The 20,443-nt window shown below is 61.9% G+C and carries 17 protein-coding genes; 8 read left to right on the top strand and 9 right to left on the bottom strand.

Going from position 1 to position 20,443, the window contains the following annotated elements:
* Positions 1 to 74: 74 nt before the first annotated feature.
* From HX899_RS32405 to HX899_RS32415, 3 genes are all read left to right on the top strand, one after another.
* Complete coding sequence (locus HX899_RS32405; RefSeq protein WP_181294409.1) at positions 75 to 503, top strand: OsmC family protein; 429 nt, start codon at positions 75 to 77, stop codon at positions 501 to 503.
* 54 nt (positions 504 to 557) lie between these two features.
* The gene (locus tag HX899_RS32410; RefSeq protein WP_181294410.1) at positions 558 to 2,042 is read left to right on the top strand and encodes an FAD/NAD(P)-binding protein; all 1,485 of its coding nucleotides are present in this window, start codon (positions 558 to 560) and stop codon (positions 2,040 to 2,042) included.
* Between the two features lie 216 nt (positions 2,043 to 2,258).
* Positions 2,259 to 3,152, top strand: coding sequence for a DMT family transporter (locus tag HX899_RS32415; RefSeq protein ID WP_181294411.1), 894 nt, complete (start codon positions 2,259 to 2,261; stop codon positions 3,150 to 3,152).
* A gap of 3 nt (positions 3,153 to 3,155) precedes the next feature.
* Here the strand turns inward: HX899_RS32415 and HX899_RS32420 are convergent, their stop codons facing one another.
* From HX899_RS32420 to HX899_RS32435, 4 genes are read right to left on the bottom strand one after another with little or no spacing between them, the layout of a single operon-like run.
* Positions 3,156 to 4,775, bottom strand: coding sequence for a VOC family protein (locus tag HX899_RS32420; protein WP_181294412.1), 1,620 nt, complete (start codon positions 4,773 to 4,775; stop codon positions 3,156 to 3,158).
* Between the two features lie 21 nt (positions 4,776 to 4,796).
* The gene (locus HX899_RS32425; RefSeq protein WP_171599684.1) at positions 4,797 to 6,392 is read right to left on the bottom strand and encodes a response regulator; all 1,596 of its coding nucleotides are present in this window, start codon (positions 6,390 to 6,392) and stop codon (positions 4,797 to 4,799) included.
* Between the two features lie 4 nt (positions 6,393 to 6,396).
* A complete protein-coding gene (locus HX899_RS32430; protein WP_003545468.1) occupies positions 6,397 to 6,822 on the bottom strand; it encodes a response regulator in 426 nt (141 codons plus the stop codon).
* Entirely contained in the window at positions 6,809 to 9,115 is a 2,307-nt protein-coding gene (locus tag HX899_RS32435; protein ID WP_181294413.1) for a PAS domain S-box protein, read from the bottom strand. The genes HX899_RS32430 and HX899_RS32435 overlap by 14 nt, the downstream gene beginning before the upstream one ends.
* Before the next feature lie 28 nt (positions 9,116 to 9,143).
* Between HX899_RS32435 and HX899_RS32440 the strand changes: the two genes are divergently transcribed.
* From HX899_RS32440 to HX899_RS32450, 3 genes are all read left to right on the top strand, one after another.
* Positions 9,144 to 9,521: a response regulator gene (locus HX899_RS32440; protein WP_138334394.1), complete on the top strand. Its 378-nt coding sequence runs from the start codon at positions 9,144 to 9,146 to the stop codon at positions 9,519 to 9,521.
* Between the two features lie 480 nt (positions 9,522 to 10,001).
* Positions 10,002 to 10,706, top strand: a complete 705-nt coding sequence (locus tag HX899_RS32445; protein ID WP_138334393.1) for a helix-turn-helix transcriptional regulator — start codon at positions 10,002 to 10,004, stop codon at positions 10,704 to 10,706.
* 30 nt (positions 10,707 to 10,736) lie between these two features.
* Complete coding sequence (locus HX899_RS32450; RefSeq protein ID WP_181294414.1) at positions 10,737 to 11,174, top strand: response regulator; 438 nt, start codon at positions 10,737 to 10,739, stop codon at positions 11,172 to 11,174.
* A gap of 2 nt (positions 11,175 to 11,176) precedes the next feature.
* Here the strand turns inward: HX899_RS32450 and HX899_RS32455 are convergent, their stop codons facing one another.
* The 4 genes from HX899_RS32455 to ybaL all read right to left on the bottom strand — a co-directional run bounded on the left by HX899_RS32455 (position 11,177) and on the right by ybaL (position 16,965).
* Positions 11,177 to 11,884, bottom strand: coding sequence for an ATP-binding protein (locus tag HX899_RS32455; RefSeq protein ID WP_181294415.1), 708 nt, complete (start codon positions 11,882 to 11,884; stop codon positions 11,177 to 11,179).
* Between the two features lie 192 nt (positions 11,885 to 12,076).
* Positions 12,077 to 14,626 carry a protein translocase subunit SecD gene (secD, locus tag HX899_RS32460; RefSeq protein WP_181294416.1) on the bottom strand — a complete coding sequence of 850 codons (2,550 nt, stop codon included), beginning with the start codon at positions 14,624 to 14,626 and terminating at the stop codon, positions 12,077 to 12,079.
* Between the two features lie 83 nt (positions 14,627 to 14,709).
* The gene (locus HX899_RS32465; RefSeq protein WP_181294417.1) at positions 14,710 to 15,090 is read right to left on the bottom strand and encodes a hypothetical protein; all 381 of its coding nucleotides are present in this window, start codon (positions 15,088 to 15,090) and stop codon (positions 14,710 to 14,712) included.
* Positions 15,091 to 15,144: 54 nt separating this feature from the next.
* Positions 15,145 to 16,965, bottom strand: coding sequence for a YbaL family putative K(+) efflux transporter (gene ybaL, locus HX899_RS32470; protein WP_138334388.1), 1,821 nt, complete (start codon positions 16,963 to 16,965; stop codon positions 15,145 to 15,147).
* Between the two features lie 34 nt (positions 16,966 to 16,999).
* Here ybaL and HX899_RS32475 point away from each other — a divergent pair, with 34 nt between their 5' ends.
* Positions 17,000 to 17,299, top strand: coding sequence for a helix-turn-helix transcriptional regulator (locus tag HX899_RS32475; RefSeq protein WP_138334387.1), 300 nt, complete (start codon positions 17,000 to 17,002; stop codon positions 17,297 to 17,299).
* Between the two features lie 81 nt (positions 17,300 to 17,380).
* On the opposite strand, the gene HX899_RS32480 is transcribed toward HX899_RS32475, so the two are convergent.
* A complete protein-coding gene (locus tag HX899_RS32480) occupies positions 17,381 to 18,802 on the bottom strand; it encodes a glycosyltransferase family 39 protein (protein WP_138334386.1) in 1,422 nt (473 codons plus the stop codon).
* Positions 18,803 to 19,527: 725 nt separating this feature from the next.
* Here HX899_RS32480 and HX899_RS32485 point away from each other — a divergent pair.
* Positions 19,528 to 20,443 (top strand): protoglobin domain-containing protein (locus HX899_RS32485; protein WP_246697232.1); only part of this gene is annotated, 916 nt, incomplete at its 3' end.

The following is a 20,443-nucleotide window of genomic DNA, read 5'->3' on the forward strand; positions in this document are numbered from 1 at the left end:
CATGGGCGGCGTTTGCCATTGCCGCCTCAGGCGGAAATCACCATCTGCAAGATGTTCGTCAGAGGATTTTCAACATGCCCGATCTCAAGGCTCGTCCCCGCCCGACCGGCGCCACCGCCGTTGTCGGCCGTACCGGTTTCCCGCACATCACCTCCGCCACCAAGGGCGAGATCGATATCGTCACCGCGCCGTCACAGCCGGGTTTCAATCCGCTCGATCTGCTCTATTCCTCGCTCTCGGCCTGTCTGGTGCTCAGCGCCCGCATCGCCGCCAGCCAGATGGGTATTCTCGACAAGATCAGCGAGATCAATGCCGAGGTCACCGGCGAGAAGGCGACGGAAGGCCTTTCGCGCGTTGCCAAGTTTAACATCGCTTTTTCGATCAAGGGCGATATCGACGAAGAAACCCGGCAGAAAATCGCCCATGTCGCCGAAGACGAGATCTGCACGGTGAGCAACACCATCCGCGGCAATCCCGAGTTCTCGACGACGATATCGGGGTAAGGCTAAATCTACATAATAATTATAGACAATCGGGGGCGGAGGATTGCGTGACCAATGCCCGGCTTCTATGCTCGGGCACCGAAAGCAATGATCCCGGCCACCATGCAGCCCAAGCCTCTCCCGACGTCTGAACAGCCCGTCGTCGCCATCATCGGCGGCGGTGTCTCCGGCGCCGGTGTCGCCTATCATCTCGCGAGAGCCAACTGCGGCGAGCGCCCTGCCATTATGGTCTTCGAGCCGCGCGCCGAACTCGGCCGCGGCCTTGCCTATGACACGGTCGATCCGGCCCACCGCATCAATGTTCCAGCCGCCAAGATGAGCCTGCAGCCCGATGACCTGGGCGAATTCCTGGCCTGGATCGAAGCCCGCGACGCCGTCGCCGGCGACCCTGAGGCCAGGCAGCCCGATGGCTCGCTCTTCCCCCGGCGCCGGCTGTTCGGCGAATATGTCGCCTCGCTGCTGAAGCCGCTGCTGGAAGACGGAAGCGTGCGTCATTGCCGCGCCGCAGTGACGGCTGTCGAACGCCGTGCCGGCCGCTGGTCGATCCTCGACGACAGAGGCGGCGTGACGGAGGCCGATATCGTCGCGATCGCCACCAGCCATCCGCCGCCGGCAGCCCCGGGCCGGCTTGCGAGCCGGCTTGCCGCCCATCCCCGTTTCGTCGCCGACACCACCAAGCCCGGCGCGCTCGACGTGATCCGCCCGCAGGACCGGGTGCTGGTCATCGGCAACGGCCTGACGGCCGCCGATGTCATCGCCTCGCTGGCTGAGCGCGGGCATGACGGTCCGGTGACCGCGATCTCGCGCCGCGGTCTGCGGTCTCGCGGCCATCCGCCGGTACCGCAGGAGCTCTTCGGCGATTTCATCTCCGATGCGACCCATTCCGCCGTGTCGCTGCTGAGAGGGATCCGCGCCGCCGTAGATGCGGCGAAGGAAGAGGGCATCAGCTGGCATGGGGTGATCGATCAGGTGCGGGCGCAGGGATACGATCTCTGGCAGACGCTGCCGGTTGCCGAACGACGCCGTCTCGTCCGCCATCTGCGTCCCTATTGGGATGTGCATCGTTTCCGTATCGCACCGCAGGTCGAGGCCGTGCTCGACGCGGCGGTTGCTGCGGGTCGCCTCGATATCCTGGCCGGGTCGGTTGCCGATACGCGCATCGAGGGCGAGCTCATTCTTTGCACCCTGCAGCCGCGTCATCAGCGCCAGCCGTTGGAGGGACGCTATGACGCCGTCGTCGTCACCACCGGCCCGGCGCATGGCGGTATTCTCCAAACCCAGCCCTGGCTCGCAGCCTTGGCGGCAAGTGGCCATCTGACGCTCGACCCGACCGGCCTCGGCCTTGCCTGCACCGAGCGCTCGGAGGCGATCGGTCCGTCAGGAAACGCAGATCCTTCGCTGCTGATCTCCGGTCCGCTGGCGCGCGGGACCTTCGGCGAGCTGATGGGACTGCCGCAGGTGACCGAGCATGCCTTCTTCGTCGCGACCGAGATCGCCGAAAAGCTGCGGACCAGCACGACGAATAGGCATCCTGCCTGATTTTCCACCAATACGCCGCTCTTCGACTGTCCCCGGTGATCGACTTCTGATAGTCCGTCGGCCATCACTGCATAATTCCTTAAATCGAAATCGATTTAAGGATAAAATTATGCAGCAATTTAAAGTGTTACAGCGTCCTTTGCGGCTCTCGAAAAGACGCGCGGCGCTGTAATATCCCGCCGGCCCGGCATTTGGGCGACCAGAAATATCGAGATCATGTCGCAGGCCGCTCCCACCCTTTCCGAAGCCTCGCCTTCCAATCGTTTCGCTCTTGCCGCGCTCCTTCTCGGCGGGGCGGCGATCGGCGGCTCGCCGATTTTCGTCAGGCTGTCCGAAGTCGGTCCGATGGCGACGGCCTTCTGGCGCGTGGCGCTGGCGTTGATCCCGATCGTCATCGTCGCGCTCATGAAGAAGGAAAGGGGGCCGAAGCCGCAAAGCCTTTCCGACTATGGCATGCTGGTTCTCCCGGGCGTCATGTTGGCGCTCGATCTCGCCGCTTGGCACCTTTCGCTCACCATGACGTCGGTCGCCAACGCAACGCTGCTTGCCAATCTCGCACCGGTTTTCGTCACGCTGATCGCCTTCGCCTTTTTCAGCGCGAGGATCAGCCGCGTCTTCGCGCTCGGGCTTGTCCTGGCGCTATCAGGCGTCGTCATTCTGAAGGGCGGACCGGCAGCCATCGGCAATGGCGACCTTCGCGGCGACGGCATGGCGATGATCGCCGCCTTCTTCTATGCCTGCTACATCCTTGCGATCGGCAGGCTGCGCAGCCGCTTCGATACGATCCGCATCATGCTGTGGAGCACGGCCTGCGCTGCCGTCTGCATCTTCCCGATCGGCCTGATTTACGAGGGCTATATGCTGCCCGCGACCGTCTATGGCTGGTCGATCGTCTTCGGCCTGGCTTTTATCAGCCATGCCGGCGGGCAGGTGGCGATCACCTATGCGCTCGCCTATCTGCCGGCGGCCTTTTCCTCGCTGACGCTGCTGTTGCAGCCGGTCGTTGCGGCAATCCTTGCCTGGGCTCTGCTCAACGAGGCGATCGGGACGATGCAGGCGCTCGGCGGCGGCGTTGTGCTTGCCGGCATCATGGTTGCTCGCCGCGGCTGATCGTCAGCGATTTTCCTGCAACAGCCATTTCTGGATGATCGGAATGTCGGCATCGCCGAGATCGTGGCCGCCGGGGATGACGTCGGAATCGACGGTGGCCCCCGAACTCTTCAGCCTTTCTTCCAACTCGCTCGCATATTTGCCATAGGCATCCGTCTTGCCGCTGATGACGAGCAGGTCCGTGCCTTTCAGATCGGCATGCGGATAGTCGCTGAGTACAGGCATGGAGCGGAGCAGCACCGCCTTGTGAACCAGGTTCGGGTGCAGGTAGAGCAGCGAGTTCAAAAGGTTGGCGCCATTGGAATAACCGACATAGACGACCTTCTGAGGATCGAGCCCGTAGGATTTGACGGCGCCCTCGATGAAGGCCGCGAAGGCCTCCGCCTCGGTCTTGATGTCGTTCTGGTCGAAGGAGAAGGGGGTGATGCGCTTGTACCAGCGCGGAAACCCTTCCTCCGTCGCCCGGCCGCGCACGCCGAGCAGCGTCGCCCGCGGCGCCGCCTTGTTCAGGAGCGGCATCAGCGTCGTCTCATTGCCGCCGGAGCCGTGCAACAAAACGAAGACGCTGCCATCGGGGTCCGGGGGCGTATAGAACCGGTGGACGAATGGCAGTTCGCGATAATTGACACGCGGCTGGCCGGGCATCGAAAATTGCGGCAACATCACCTTCAGGTCGTGAAGGTTGGTGATGGCTTCGGGTGGCGCGAACAGCTTCCCCCCGAGGGCGGCCTGCTCTTCGTCGACGGTCATGCCGGGCTTGTCGGTGGCGAGTTCCACCAGCGTGCCGCCGGGCTCGCGGGCATAGAGCGAGCGGAAATATTTGCGGTCATGCATGTTGGTCGGCGAGGCGTCGGTCGCCTCCAGAGCCTTGCGGACGGAAAGCAGCGTCTCCTCGTCGGCGGCGCGGAAGGCGACGTGATCGACCGTCCCCGTGCCAGGCGCGCCGGACCAGAAGCCGCGCGCATCGCGCACGTCGATGACGTCGCCGGATTGCGACACCAGCCTGTCGATCGTGCCGCGGCTGGCCTGGAAGCGGTAACCGAAATGCGTTTCGAGGAAGCTGCGGCTTTCGGCGGGCTTCTCCGTCAGCATGGTCGCGCCGCGCACGCGCTGAACGGCATGCTCGACCGGGATCGAGGCGCCGTCCCAGGCGGCTGGCGATGCGAGGTTCCTTGCGCCCGCGAGCTTGAGGATGATGTTGTCAGGGTCCTTCAGCCTGAGCACTGGCTCGCCGAATTCGTCGGCCGGTCCCTCGGAGCTCAGACCGAAGCTCATGGCGCGCGTCAGCCAGTAGCCGATGCTGGTGGGATTGATCGACAGCGATATTTCGCTGATCTGGCCGTAACCGGCCCGGCCGGGCGCGCCATCTTCCCAGGCGAGGAAGGTCAGCAACGAGCCCGGTGCCCCCACTGCATCGCCGTAGAACAGATGAAGCTGTGTCGCGTCCTCGTAACCGGCTGTCTGCTTGACGAGCCGCATGCCGAGAAATCCCGCGTAGAAGTCCACATTCGCCTGCACCTTGCGGGTGACGGCCGTGATGTGATGTATGCCTGATACCATCGAGAGCAGTCCTGATTGAAGCGGTGTCGTCAGGAGCGCGAGTATGAGAGCTGCGAAGGTCATACCGTTGCCAATGACGATCGCTTAATTTTGTTCCGCACAAAGCGCAAGCGAATCGCCGCGCTGCAACAACTCCAAATGTTCGACATCTTCGAGTGCCTCTTCCAGTTGCTGCAGGGTCGGCGGCTTGATCATATAGGCGCGCGCGCCGAGATTTCTGGCCCGCCGCATGTCGCTTTCGTCGCTTGACGTGCTGAGGATGCAGACGGGAATTCGCTTGAGACGGATGTCGGCTGAAAGCGCATGCAGCACCTCGAAGCCGTCCATGATCGGCATGTTGATGTCGAGCAGCATCAGATCGATCTGCGGCACATCGGCGATGCCGGCGCGCTCTTCGAGCAGCCGCATCGCCTCGCGTCCGTTGGTGGCGACATGCAGGTTGAAATTCACCTTGTCCCGCCGCATCAGCTTGATCTTCAGAAGCTGGATGTCGGCCGGGCTGTCTTCGACGAGCAGCACTTCGGCGAGCCTGCCCGAACCTTCGCCTGGCTGCTCCGCCGGCCTGGCGCTGTGCGGCACGGCCGATGCGGCTGATGGCGCGGGCCTCGCCTCGGCGAGCGGCACTTCGAGAATGAAGGTGGCGCCCGGCCCATTTTCTGCCTCGCACCAGATCGAGCCGCCATGCATCTGCGCGATGCGGCGGCAGATGGCAAGGCCGAGCCCGGTGCCTTCGATGCCGCGGCCGACGAGACGCTTGAACGGCTGGAAGATCAGCTCGCGGTGCTCGGGGTCGATGCCGGGCCCGTTGTCACGTACCGTGAGGCGGCAGGTATCGCCCAGCGCTTCGCCTGTGATGCTGATCTCCGGAACCTTCTGCTCGCAATAGCGGACGGCATTCGACACCAGGTTCTGCAGGAGCTGGGTCAGCAGCGTCGCATCGCCCATGACCTCCGGCAGCGCCCCGCGGATGATGATGGCTCCGCGGCTTTCGGTCTGCTGGCGCAGATTGTCCTCCACCTGGTCGAGCACATCGGAGAGCGAGACCGGCTTGAGCTCCAGTCCGCCGGAGGCCTCGAGCTTGGTGAAGCCCGAGACCTTGACGATCAGGTCTTCCATATGGTCGGCAGCGCTGAGCACGTAATCGAGCAATTCCCGGTCTTCGGCCGGGAGTGCCGCAGAACCGTGCAGGATGCGGCTGAAGGATTTGATCGTCCGGAGCGGCTCCTTCAAATCATGGGCCATGGCACGGGTGAAGATCTCAAGCGATTGCCGCTTCTGCTCCAGCTTTGCTTCCAGCATGCCGTGCATGATGGCGTTTTGAATGCAGCGATGCAGTGTCTCGGGCGAAAGCGAATCCTTTGTCAGATAGTCGCGCGCGCCGCTCTTCATCACCTCGACGGCGACGGTTTCGTTGCCCTGACCGGTCAGCATGATGACGTTGGCGGCGGGATCATCCTCCAGAATATCGGCAAGAACGCCGAGCCCGTCGCGCCCCGGCAGCGAATAGTCGAGCAGGATGCAGTCCGGCCGTTTGCGGCCGTTCAGCGCACGACCCTCTTCGCCGGTCTCCGCCTCCACGACGGTATAGGCAGTGCTGGAAACGCGGCCCAATATGCGGCGATAGACCTCGAGATCGTCGATGTTGTCGTCGATGATGAGAATAGAGCAGTGTTCCGCCAATCTGTCAGTCCTCGAGCGGCAGGATCGCGATTTCGAACCAGTATTCCTTCAGCCGCTGGATCGCGGCGAAGAGCCCGTCGAGATCCACCGGCTTCTGCACATAGGTATTGGCGCCGAGCGCATAGCAGCCTTCGATATCGCGTTCGTCGTCGGAGGTGGTCAGGATCACCACCGGGATCTTGCGCCAGCCGGCGTTCGACTTGATCGCCTCCAGCGTCTTGCGGCCGTCAAGACCCGGCATGTTGAGGTCGAGCAGGATCAGCCCCGGTTTCGGCACCATCTCGGCGAGCATGTCGAGCGCTTCCTGACCGGAGGCCGCCCAGCGGATCGAGTTGCGCAGATTGGTGCGTTTGAAGGCGCGCATCGTCGCTTCGAAATCGTCTTCGCTGTCCTCGACGATCAGGATCGGTTGCGTATCACGCTGCTGCATTCTGCCCCTCGCGCTTTTTTCCCAGTGTGAAGTAGAATGTCGTGCCGGTGCCGACCTCGGATTCCAGCCAGATATCGCCATTGTGCCGCGCGATGATCTTGCGAACGAAGGTGAGGCCTGCTCCGGTCCCGTCGTCGGAATCCTGCGACTTTTCCAGCCGTTTGAAAATGCGGAAAATATCCTCGTGGAATTCCTGCGGAATGCCCTTGCCGTTATCCTTAACGAAAAACACGTTGCGGGCAACCGTGCCGTCCTTGCCGACGAACCGGTCAAGATAGCCGATCGAGACGAGCGGCGCCGGCTTGTCGTTGTATTTGATCGCGTTGGTAATGAGATTGCGGAACACTTCGGTCAGCCGCGGCGCGTCGCAGACCACCTCCGGCAGCCGGCCGTCGATGATCACCTTGGCGTGCCGTTCCTCCAGCAGCAACTCCATCGTCGCGACGACATCCTTGACGATCAGGCCGATATCGGTGCGTTTGACCGCCAGTTGCTGGCGTCCGAGCCGAGAGAAATAAAGAAGCTCGTTGACGAGTTTCTCCATGCGCTGGCTGAGACGCACGAGCCGGTTCAGCCGGCGCACGCCGTCCGCATCGAGCTTGTCTTCATAATCCTCCAACAGGAAGCGGGAGTGGTTGTGCAGGCCGCGCAGCGGCTCCTTGAGATCATGCGAGGCGATATAGGCGAATTCATCGAGGTCGTGGTTGCTGCGCTCGAGCTCGGCCGTATAGGCCTCGAGCTGAGAAAGCGTCGTTTTCATCCGTTCTTCCTGCCGGACGCGCTCGCTGATGTCGCGCACGATACCAACGAAGGTTTTCGTATGGCCGGTGACGACGGCGCTGATGGAAACATCGATCGGAAAGACGATGCCGTTCTTGCGTCGTCCGGAGACCATGCGCGTCGTGCCGATGATGCGCTCCTCGCCGGTCTGCCGGTAATGCGCGAGATAGCCGTCGTGCTCGGAATGGTAGGGTTCGGGCATCAGCATCTTGATGTTTTTGCCGATCGTCTCCTGCGGGGAGTAGCCGAACATGCTTTCAGCCGCCGGATTGAAATTCTTGATCGTTCCACGCTCGTCGATGACGACGACGGCATCAGGCGTGCCGCGCACCAGCGCGCCGAAGCGGACACGCTCGCTTTCAAGATGATGGGTGTTGCGCATGAAATAGAAGACGAAGAGCGCGATCAGCCAAAGCGTGGCAGCCGTAATGGTGCGGTTGGCGATCTCCTGCCAGAACCCCGCCTCGTCGTGCTTGACGGCGAAGAAGCCGAGCATCAGCAGCACGGTACAAGCAAAGGCGAAGAAAAGCGGCGCATTTCTGTTGCCGAACCAGAGCGCCGTCAGCACCAGCGGTACATAGAGAATGCCGTTGGCGACACCCAGCGGCGTATAGAGATCGACGAGAAGGCCGGTGAAGCAGACCGCAGCCGGGATCCACAGCGGGATCTGCGCCCGGTTTGCCGGCTGCATCCACCAGGAGCGGGCGAGAAGCCCGGAGCCGAAGATCACCATGCCGACCGCCGTATGCAGCGCCATCGCCGCATAAGGCCCCCAGCGGTAGCCCTGTTCGGCATCGGTGACATAGCTGGCCAGCGCGATCATGCCGAGCGTGATGACGACGTAGCTCGTCAATTCCTGCACCACCTGGCTTCTGGACCTCTCCACCTGGAGCGAGAGCAGCAGCGAGAGATTGGCGATCAGGAAGACCAGCGCCGTGTTCGGCCCCATGCCGCCGCCGATCTCCGCGATGAAATCCGGCGAAACCAGGAAGCGCGAGATCAACACGTCGACATTGTGAAAAGTTCGCCCGATCATGACGATTTCCACGAGCCGGGCAGCGGCGATCGCCGCCGCAAGCCCCGCCGTGATCGCCGCCGTTGCTCGAAAACGGCGGGCGGCGAGTGTCGAAGCGGCAAGTCCCACGCCGGAAAGCACGAAGCAGAGCGCCGTATTGAAGGCCATCGATGGAAAGCCGGGAACCAGCGAAATGACAATCTCGATCTGCAGCAGCCAGCCGGTAAGCGCCGTTACGCCGAGAAGCAACATCAGGCAGCCGACGGCTATCGCAAAGGCACGGTAGTGCCGCCTTGGCTGGTCCTGCAGGTCCACGTTGCCCTGATCCTGCACCCGTGTGTCCTCCTTCGGTTTGCGCGGCCATCTTTTCCGAAATCGAGGAATACTCAATAGGCAAGGCAGGGCGGTGCCGCGCTTTTTGCGAAATGATCTGTGATGAGGTATATCGAATTTTAGTGGAACCGCGGTATGGTGATGTCGAAGGACAGCGAGGTTCATTCGAACAATATCCAGATCACGGTGCTAGATGACCACCCTATTTTATGTCGACGATAGCAAGGATGACCTCTTCTATGTCGACTATATGAGCAAAAAGCAGCAGTTAGACGTCGATCTATTCTGTTTTTCGACCGCCGAATTGGCGCTGGAGGCACTGGAGACGCGCGCGGCGGAAGGCAAGACCTCGCCCGATCTGCTGGTCGCCGATCTCTACATGCCGCTCGATAGCGGAATCGGCCTGATCACTCGGTTGCGCCTGGATGATCGTTTCAAGGCGATGCGGCTTGCTATCTGCAGCGGATCGGATGCTGCCGAGGACCGCGCGCGCTCACTCGATGCCGGCGCCGATGTCTATCTGGAAAAGCCACTTGACCTTGCCAAGATCATTCTCAATCTTGAGATGTAGAAAACGGCGAAAGCCGTATGCCCTATTCCCTACCATTCGTCCAAGCCATCTGACAAACCGCAATTGACAAGGTCGAGGACGCATCACAAGATGCAACCGAAGCGAAGAATATGGAACGCAAAATAAGCGCTGAGAGAACCGATCAACCCGCGTTCGCCGCCACGAACATCAGCCAACCCCTTAGCTGAATGGGTCTATCGGCTCTCTCGCGCTTACGTCTGGCACTGCCTTCTCGCATTCATGGATGTTGAATGCAGGAAGAATACGATACCCAGGTAAGAACTACTGCCCCTCAGTAAAATCTGCCCGTGCATCACCTGTCGTTGAGATAATTGATGATTTCCGCCTTACATATCGAAAGTCCCCGTTTTCGATATCTCTCATCAATCGTCTCGCAATTTTTGTAGCTCTTCGCGTTTAAGACGTATATCCCAAGATTTCGGGATTAGAGGCATTGGCGGGAGGAAAGGAAGAGTGGGAATGAACAATGCCCCGGCAATTCCCTTTCATGCCGGACCGGAGCTGAGCCGGGCGATCAACCGCACCGATTTTTTCCGTCTGCTGAAATCGGCGGCACAGCATTACAACTTCGATAATTTCGCGCTGGCCCGCATTTCCGAGGCTTCGGCCCCTTTCGGTGAACGCGATATCGTCATCACCAATGTTGCCGAGCGGCGTGTCGGCCTTTTCATCACGACGTTGAAGGAAGCGCTGGGCACCGTCCGGGCAAAGACCGCCCAGTTCCTGGCCACGCCGGTCCATGGCAGGAGCGCACAGCCGGAAGATTATCCGTCCGATCTTGTTTTCAACGAGTTCCTCGGCGGCGTCTTTCTCTTCATCCCGCTGTTCACGCCGGAAGGTCGGCGATATTGCCTCGTGCTCAGCGGCGAGCGTCAGGAGCCGGATCAGAGTGAGATCGCCGACATGCTTCTCGACGCCATGCGCATTTTCGACAAGCTCTACGAGGAAATCCTGACGCCGGAAATGTCCGGACGGCTGACCCAGCGCGAATCGGAAATCGTCAAATGGACGAGCGAAGGCAAGACGTCCGCGGAAATCGCCATCATTCTCGGTCTTTCCGAACATACGGTCAATTCGCACATCACCGCGGCCGCGCGCAAACTTGACGCTGTGAACCGCGTTCATATGGTGGCGATCGCCTTGAGGAATGGTTTGGTTTCGTGAAGTTGGTTTCGGGATTGGGGAAATGAGACGATGATCACCGAAACGAGCCGAAGGAGTGCCGTAAAGGTTCTCTTTGTCGACGACGAATTCATCGAATTCCGAGCGCTCAAGAAGAAGATCGCCGATCTCTCCGAGCCGGCCGTCGAGGTTGAATATTCGCAATCGATCGGTGACGCGCTGGAAAAGATCCGCGCGGCGCGCTTCGATCTCATCCTGCTCGACAATCGCCTTTTGCCCAATGCCGATTTCCGCGACACGGTGCCGGAGCTGCGCGGCATCGGTTACACCGGTCCGATCGGCGTCGTCTCGACCGATATATCGGGCGGCTATTTCCAGGAATTCCCGGATTACGGCGTCGATTTCCGCATCGGCAAGGACGAAATCGATGCCCAGACGCTGCAGCACATCATCCGCGAATATGTGACCTATGACGTCCCGGATTTCTGGAAGGACGATTACAGCATCTGATCTCAAGCGATGGGAAGGCGGATGATGAAGCGGCTGCCGCTCTCATCCGAATGTTCGAGGCTGATATCGCCGCCGAGCGCCGTCAGAAACTCCCGCGTCGTGGTCAATCCGAGACCGGCGCCCTGGACCGTTCCGGGCTTTGGCAATTTCCAGAAAGGCTCAAATATCCGCTCCCGATAGGCGGGATCGATGCCCGTGCCGTTGTCGGAAATCCGGATGAACCAGTCCGTCCCCTCGCGCTCCGCGGCAATGGCCACATGCGGCGGCGCTTCGCTGCGATACATGAGGGCATTGGTCAGCAGATGCCGCAGCACCAGACCGAAGAGGGCAGGGTCGGTACGGATGGAGGGCAGGCCGTCGCTTTCAAGCGTCGCCTCGCCGACCGCCGTCTCGTCGGTCAGTTCGCCCCAGACATTTTCGGCGAGCGCCTGCAGATCGACCTCTTCAGGCGTCACCTGGGGTGTGCCGCCGGCAAGGCTCATCAATGCCTTGGTGAGGCGCTGCGCCGTCTGCGCCTTTTCCATGATCATCCGCAGGCTCTGAAGCTGTTCGCCGTCGAGCGTCTCCTCGAGATCGTCGAGCAGCAGCTCGGCATACATGGCGATATGGCGGAGCGGCGATTGCAGGTCGTGCGAGGCGGTCGCGAGGAAACGCTTGATGCGCTCCTCGCCGTCGCCGGCAACGGTGGGTGTCGTCGGGTTGGATGACATCTGGCGGTTTCCCCGATCTTTTAAGAGCGCCGCGCATCTTTTCGGACGCGCGAAGAACGCTGTAGCGCTTTGAATTGCTGCATTATTTTATCCTTAAATCGATTCCGATTTCAGGAATTATCGTAGCCGACAATAGAAAGAGGGCGCCGGCTCTGCAACCGGCGCCCTCTTCAAGGATGCGTTAACGGGATTTTAGCTCGCGGACTTGCGCGGGCGGCCCTGTTCTGGCGGAATGATTTCGACTGCGTCATCGGTTGCCGTTGCCGCCTTGGCATGGCGGCGGCGCCAGTCGCCGAGGAAGAGCAGGATGGGTGCCGCGATGAAGATCGACGAGGCGCCGGCCACGAGAATGCCGAAGACCATCGGGATCGCGAAGCTCGAGACCGCGCTGCCGCCCCAGATCGCCATCGGCACCAGCGCGAGGAAGGCCGTCGCATTGGTGTAAAGGCTTCGCGCTAGCGTTTCGTTGATCGACTTGTCGATGATCTCGCGCAGCGGCATCGACTTATAAAGCCGCATGTTTTCGCGCATGCGGTCATAGACGACGACCTTGTCGTTCACCGAATAACCGACAAGCGTCAGGATGGCAGCGATCGCCGTCAGGTTGAAATCGAGGCCGGTGATCGCGAAGAAGCCGATCGCCTTGGTGACGTCGAGCACCAGCGTGACGATGGCGCCGACGGCAAATGGCCATTCGAACCGCACCCAGATGTAGATGAGCATCGCGAAGCTGGCGATCACCACCGACAGGATACCGGCCCAGGCAAGCTCGCCGCTGACCTTCGGGCCGATGACGTCGGTGCCTTCGACGGTGGCGGTCGGATCGATCTTGGCGACTTCGGCCTTCAGCTTGGTCACTGCTGCCGTCTGCGCCTCTTCGCCGCCTTCCTGCCGTTGGGCACGAACGAGAATGCTGCTTTTGTCGCCGAAGGACTGCAGCGTGATTTCGCCGAGGCCGAGACTATCAAGACCTTCGCGGAACTTCGCAAGATCGGCCGTGCCCTGGGTCTTGACGGCCATCTGGATGCCGCCGCGGAAATCGACGCCGTAGTTGAGACCGGGATGAATGAAGAGCACGACGGAGGCAATCGAAAGCAGCGCCGAGACGGTGACGCCGAAGAAGCGGGCCTTCATGAACTCGATGTGCTTGTCATAGGGGCTGAACGGGATCAACGGCCGGATGTTCAGCACCTTGAGCTTGCGGCGGCGGGTGATCTCGATCATCGCGACACGCACGAAGGCGACCGATGTGAACATCGAGATGATCAGGCCGAGCGCCATGGTCACGGCAAAGCCGCGAACCGGTCCGGAGCCGAAAAAGAACAGGATGGCCGCAGCGATCAGGGCCGTCATGTTGCCGTCGATGATGGTCGAATAGGCACGGCGGAAGCCCGTATCGATGGCGGCAAAGGCGCCCTTGCCCTTGCGGGTCTCTTCACGAATACGCTCGTTGATGAGAACGTTGGCGTCGACCGCAAGGCCGATGCCGAGCACGACACCGGCAATGCCCGGCAGCGTCAGCGTCGCGCCAACCAGCGTCAGGGCCGAGAAGGTTAGGATCGTGTGGATCAGCAGCGCCACATTCGCCAGGATGCCCCAGGTGCCATAGAGAACGAAGATGAAGAGTGCGACGAGAGCAAAGCCGACGAGGCCGGAATAAATACCCATCTTGATGGCGTCAGCGCCGAGGTCGGCGCCGACGGTGCGTTCCTCGATGACCGTCAGCTTGGCGGGCAGGGCGCCGGCGCGCAGCATGGCGGCCAGCGTCGTTGCGCTGTCGGCCGAGAAGCTGCCCGAGATCTGGCCGGAGCCGCCGGTGATCGGCTCGCGGATAACAGGCGCGCTCAGCACCTTGTCGTCGAGGACGATGGCGAAGGGATTGCCGACGTTCTGGCGGGTGATCTCGGCAAAGCGGCGGGCGCCGGCGCTGTCGAAGCGGAAGCTGACGATCGGCTCACGCGTGTTCGGGTCGAAGCTGACGCGGGCATCCGAAAGGCGGTCGCCGGAGATTTCGACGCGGTCGAGGACCGGATAGGACCTGCCTTCATCGTCCTTCAGCATGGTCACGCCGGGTCCGGGCGCATTGTTCGGCGACAGCATATGGAACGACATCTTGGCGGTGGAGCCGAGAAGTTCGCGCAGGCGCGAGGGATCCTGCGCGCCCGGAAGCTGGACGAGCACGCGGTTGGCGCCGATGCGCTGGATGGTCGGCTCGGAGACGCCGACCTGGTCGACGCGCTGGCGGATGACCTCGAGGCTCTGCTGGACGGCATTGTCGACATTGGCGGCGATGCCGGCCCGCGAGAAGCCGATGGTGATGGTGGCGCCGTTCGCCGTGACATCAAGATCCGCCTGGCCGGCGCTGAGGCCGGTGCTGATCGGGTTGGCAAGCGTCTTGAGTTCGGTGACGGCAGCATCGCTCTGCGAGGCATCGGCGAGCGTCACGACGATCTGGTTCTGGCTGCGGACCACGGCTTTCGGCTGGATGCCCTTTTCGCGCAGCACGCGGCGCGCGTCCTGAAGCAGCGATTGCAGCCGCTCCTTGGTAAGGTCGGCTTCGTCGACTTCCAGAACGAGGTGCGAACCGCCGCGAAGGTCGAGGCCGAGCGACACCTGCTCATGCGGTAGCCAGGCCGGCACGCGCTGGAGGACGGATTGCGGCAGGACGTTCGGCAGGGCGATCAATAGGCCGAGTAGGATGATCACCGTATAGGTGACCACCAGCCATCGTGAAGTACGCATATTGTATTCCTTGATATCGAGGGCCGGCGCTCGGGCGCTGGCGGCATGTCGTCAATGGTCGGAAGCGCCGATCGGCGCGAGCGTCAGGCAGCGACCGGCGGTGCGCGCGGCTGATGGGTCCTGGAGACTGCGGCATGAAGCGAAGCTTCAAATGCCGGAAAAGGCGCGGTCATGGTCCAGCCGGAAAAATCGACAGCCGGGGCGGCGGCAAGGGCAAGCGGTCCGGCGTCATGCGCCGCCTGCTTCGGTGCAAGCTTGCGTTCAGTGGCAAGCAGCCCGCGCACGGCATCGCGCGCAGTCAGCTGCGGCGGCTGCGAATCCCGATCGGAAGAGGAAAGCGCATTGGCGGCGGCGGTCGGCGAGATCGCCAGATTGCCGCCGAAAAGCAGGCCGAGATAGGCAAGGACGGCGACGAGGAGGGAAGCGGCGATACGGCTCGTCAGACGGCGCTGGTCCAGCTCCATCTTCTCCGTCCCGGCGATGTCACTCCCGTATCGGCTCAAAAGCGCGCCAATCTCTCATTCTCTTTCCGGCGGAGGGTCATCCGTCGGCATAATTGTATCAGGCCCATGCCCGTCTTCATAGGGCACACTCTCATGATGCACTTGAGCGAGCCGGTCAACCATGCCAAGCGCGATTTCACGCTCGCCCATGATGACGGTGTCGGCGCCATATTGCTTCAGCTCATCGACCTCGGCGTCGGAATGGGCGCGGGCGACGATGAGGATCGATGGATTGACGCTGCGGGCCTGCTCGATGATGCGGCAGGCTTCGAAGGCGTTCGGGATGGCGATGGCAATGCTGCGGGCGCCAGAGAGATTGGCAAGGTCGAGCGTTTCCCGCATCACCGCATTGCCCGACAGAGTTTCGATACCCTGCGCCTTCAGCTCGCCGATGCGCTTGTCGGAGTCCTCGATGACGAGAAAAGGTGTGGCTGACGACTTGAGATTCTGTCCGACGATGCTGCCAACCCGCCCGTAGCCGACGAGAATGGCGTGGCCGCTGAGAGCGGTCGGGTGCACCTCGTCGTCTTCGGGCGGCATCTCCTCCTGCGCCGCTATCGCATCTGCAGCGGGAGCAGGGTCTGCCACGACATCTTCCCGCTTTGCACCATCCAGCAGCGGCCGCATGCGGTCGCAAAGGAAGAACAGCAGCGGATTGAGGATGATCGAGATGATGGCGCCGGCAAGGATCAGATCGCGGCCTTCCTCCGGCAGCAGCCCCAGTTCGACGCCGAGGGCGGCGAGGATGAAGGAGAATTCGCCGATCTGGCCGAGGCTGGCCGAAATCGTCAGCGCCGTACTGAGCGGCTTCTTGAAGGCGAGCACGATGAGGAGCGCGGCGACGGACTTGCCGATGACGATGATGAAGATGGTGGCAAGGATCGGCAGCGGTTTGTCGATCAGGATGTTCGGATCGAACAGCATGCCGACCGAGACGAAGAACAGTACGGCAAAGGCGTCGCGCAGCGGCAGGCTTTCCTGTGCGGCGCGATGGCTGAGCTCGCTTTCGGCAAGCACCATGCCGGCAAAGAAGGCGCCGAGCGCCAGCGACACGCCGAAGAGCTTCGCCGCTCCGAAGGCGACGCCGAGCGCGATCGCCAGGACGCCCAGCCGGAAGAGTTCGCGCGAACCGGTATGGGCGATGCGGTGCATCGTCCAGGGAATGAGCTTGCGGCCGAAAACCAGCATCAGCGCCACGAACAGCGCCACCTTCACCAGCGTCATGGCGATCATGCCGCCGATGCCGAGATCGAGGCCGAACAGGCGGCTCAGCGCGGCCGACAGCGGCTCGACGGGAGCGTGACCCTCACCGCCGATGCTGGCTGCGGCCGGAATCAGCACCAGCGCCAGCACCATGGCGAGATCCTCGACGATCAGCCAGCCGACGGCGATCCTGCCGCGCTCCGTCTCGACCAGGCGCCGCTCCTGCAGCGCCTTCAGCAGCACGACGGTGGAAGCGACCGAAAGCGCCAGGCCGAAGACCAGGCTGCCGCCGGTCGACCAGCCCATGAAGGCGCCGAGCCCCCAGCCGAGCAATGTCGCAAAAGCGATCTGCACGATCGCGCCCGGCACGGCGATGCCGCGCACCGACAGCAGGTCTTTCAGGGAGAAATGCAGCCCGACGCCGAACATCAGCAGGATGACGCCGATTTCGGCAAGCTCCGGCGCAAGGTTCTGATCTGCCACATAACCCGGCGTATGTGGCCCCACGAGCACGCCGGCGATCAGATAACCGACGAGCGGCGGCATCCGCAGCCGATGGGCGAAGGCGCCGAAGATGAAAGCCAGCACAAGGCCGCCGACGATTGTCGAAATCAAGGGCGTATCGTGTGGCATCATTGTCTCCCGATCTGGAAATCCCGTTCGTAATATGACATATATGGGTTATATCGACCAATATGGGCAACTTGAAATCATGGGTCAAGGCGCAAGAGAAACAATTCTCACTCCCGCTCTCTGCCGCGCGGCGCGCGGCCTGCTGGACTGGACCCAGACAGACCTTGCTGAAAAGGCCGCCGTCTCGCGCAGCACCATCCGCGATTACGAGGGCCGGCACCACGACATCCATCGTGCGACGGAGGCGCAGCTGCGCCTCGCCTTCGAGGAAGGCGGCGTCAAATTCGTGGAGATCGAAGGGACGGGCACCGGTCTCTGCCTGCCCACTGCCTAATAAAATGATGCAGCAATACAAAGTGTTACCGCGCCGCGCCTCTGAAAAAAGCTTGGCGCTGTCATAAAACGGGCTGAAACCTCAGGGCGCCAGGCAGGTGGCAGAGACCTTGTAGATGGAAAGCGTCTTACCCTTGTAGTTGCCCTCCGTCGGCTGCCAGTTCTTCAGCACCTCGGGCGTCTCGGTGGCGCAGGTAAAGGCCCCGTCCGTTAGGAAAAGCACCTTGCCGGTGATGCCGGCGGGCAGAGCGAATTCCTGCTCGTAATAGCTTTCCGGAAGGCCGGCGGGCGCTCGCGCATAGATCCTGTCGGATGCATCCCGCAGCGTATAGAAAAGATCGGCGACCATGTCGCGATTGTCGGTGACGATAATGTCGGTGCCGGCCTGAGCTGCGAGTGCTGCGGCCTCGCGGCTGACCTCGGCGCGGCCGAGATAGCGCTTCATCAGCGCGTCGCCGTTCGGCAGCAGCAACTGATGCGGAAAGATCGTCGCCAGCGGAAAGAGCAGGCTGGCGATGCCGTTGATGGTGAGCGACAGCCTGAGCCCCTTCGGCCACTTCAGGTAGAGCAGCCAGACGGCAAGGATGGTGCCTGCGACATAGGCGGTCACCGCCCAGTTGGCATAGGCCTTGGCGACCGTTGCCTGCAGCGTGATGAGCAGCACGACCGGCATCGACAGCCAGACCAGCATCTTTTCCCGATCGTCGCTCCTGCCTCTGATCATCCGGTAGACCGCCCAGAGCATCGCAAAGAAGATGATCGGCCCGACGACGCCGAATTGGGCGGAGAAGAATTCAAGCCCGCGACGGAGATTGATGCCGAGTTCGCTCCAATGGGCGATGTCCTGGGTATGTCGCACCGTCGTGTTGTCGTGCTGCAGGTTCCACCAGAGGTTCGGCAGGGCGACGACCGCCGCGACCGCGACCGCGATGATGAAATCGCGAATGGCGATGCGGGCCGCCGGAATGAGGAGGAGGGCAATCGCTCCGCCCGGAACGACGAACAGCACGGCATATTTCGTCAGGAAGGCGAGGCCGACGCCAAGGCCCATGACGAGCGCCAGCCCGACCGAGCGCCGCTGCGTCAGGCCGAAATAGGCAAGCAAGGCGATCGCGATGAAGAACAGCAGGATCACGTCGGTCGAGAAGAACACCGAAGAAAGCGCCACACCGGGGAGCGTGATGTAAGTGGCGCCCGTCCAGCCTTCGATCTCCGGCCCGACGAAACGTTTTGCCGTCTTCATCAGCACCAGTGCTGCTGCCATGTGGATCAGCGGTCCGAGCAGCCTGATCCAATAGATGGCGTTGGAGCCGGAAAGCTCGGTCATCGCCCGGATCACCCACGCAATCATCGGCGGCTTGGAATAATAGCCGAGGTCGAGGTTTTGCGACCAGAACCAGTACTGCGCCTCGTCGACGAAAAGGTCCGTCGTATCGAAATTGAGCATGACGACGCGCCAGAGCGTGAAGCCAAGAACGATGAGGAGACCAGATCTGGGGGACATGAACCGATAGTTCCGCTGACATGAAAGGCGCGAGTGCGATACACCAAAGGTGCCGGACTGCCAACGGGGAAGGGTGGGTCTAAAGCATGTCACGCAAAACTGTGCAGCGGTTTTGCGACAACGACATGGTGGAAATAAAGCCTAAAGCGCGCGGAGCGTATCTGAAAGATTGCGACGCGGTTAGAACACCCGAAGGGCGCGGATGTCGCGGTTTGCGGCGATGGAATCGAGGCGGGCGACGGCGGCAAGCAGCGTCATTGCAATCAAGCAGGCACCCAATCCGAGAACAATCATTGCTCTGTCCTTGTCGACGTCATGTCTTGGTTATCGACCGGCATATAACACGGAGCTTGCGTGTGCCTTGTAGCAGCCATGCAACTCCGCAACAGTATTTGCTGCGAACTGCCTTGAATTGCTTGAAAAGCCTGTCCTCCGAAAGGCTTATTAACCTTCAAGCAAGGAATTAACCATAAACATTGGTCTACACGTCGGAATGGGAAGATGCACTCGTTCCCACCAGGCATGACGCCGTCCCGCCGTACCGGGTTGATCCGGTATCCATCTCTTCAGACAGCTCCGAAACATAGCTGATCAGGGGGCTTCGCTCCGCCGGTTGTAACCGGTGGTGAGGACCGTCTCAACGCTTCGCGTTCATCGGATGCTGCACAAGTTTTTGGCCGGGCTTTCGCCCGGAAAGTGGTTGGGGACAGGCGTTGAGGCAGGACATGCCATCAGATCAGGCTCGTGGAGCGCAGGCAGGCAGCTTGCGCGACCGCCTGCGCTTTGCCGGTCTCGATGCCGACCAGTGCGAGCTGGTGCGCCGTAACCGGCCGGCGCTTGAAGCCCATCTGAAGGCGGGCCTCAGGGATCTCTTCCACCGGTTCCAGTCATTCCCGGACGCCTCGCGCAATTTCGAGAGCGAGCGCCAGGTCGAGCGCCTGCACGATCTGCAATCTTCGCATTGGGACGTGCTGACGGATGCACGGTTCGACAGCCTCTATGCCGAGCGCGTCAAGGTTCTCTCCGATACCGAAAGCAAGATGGGTCTTGACCCGCGCTGGCACGTGGCCGGCCATGGCGTCATGCTGGAGCATCTCGTTTCCGGCCTCGCCGAAGAGATCGCCGGCCGTCCACTGCTGCCGTCGGCCAAGCGCCGCACCCGCGAAATCTCCGACCTGATGACGGCGATCATCCGCATCGTCATGGTCGATGTGGAAATTGCCGTCTCGCTCCGCTTCAATGCGCTGCGCGCCGGGGAGCAGCGCGCGCTCGCCGATCAGCGTGCCGCCAACGAGGCCGAAATCATCCGGATCTTCGGCGATGTCATCGACGGCCTGTCCGCACGCGACCTGACGCGACGCGCGCCGGTCGACAGCGACGGCGCCTATGGCGGCATCGCTGTCGCGCTGAACAGTGCATTGGATGGCCTCCAGGCCGAATTCACCACTATTACCGAGCGCACGGTCAAGGCCGAAGCGGCGACGGGCTCACTTGCCGGTCTGTCGCGGCAGTTTGCAAGCACGGCGTCCGGCCAGGCCGACCGGCTGCAGCTTTCCGCCGCTGCCCTTGCCGGCATCGCCGGCAGTGTGCGCGACGGCGCCGCCGACAGCCGCGCTGCCGAACAGGCGGCCGCCACGACGC

Origin of the sequence: Rhizobium sp. WYCCWR 11146 (assembly GCF_013591995.1) — a bacterium.
In the GTDB taxonomy this organism is placed as follows: Bacteria; Pseudomonadota; Alphaproteobacteria; order Rhizobiales; family Rhizobiaceae; genus Rhizobium; species Rhizobium indicum.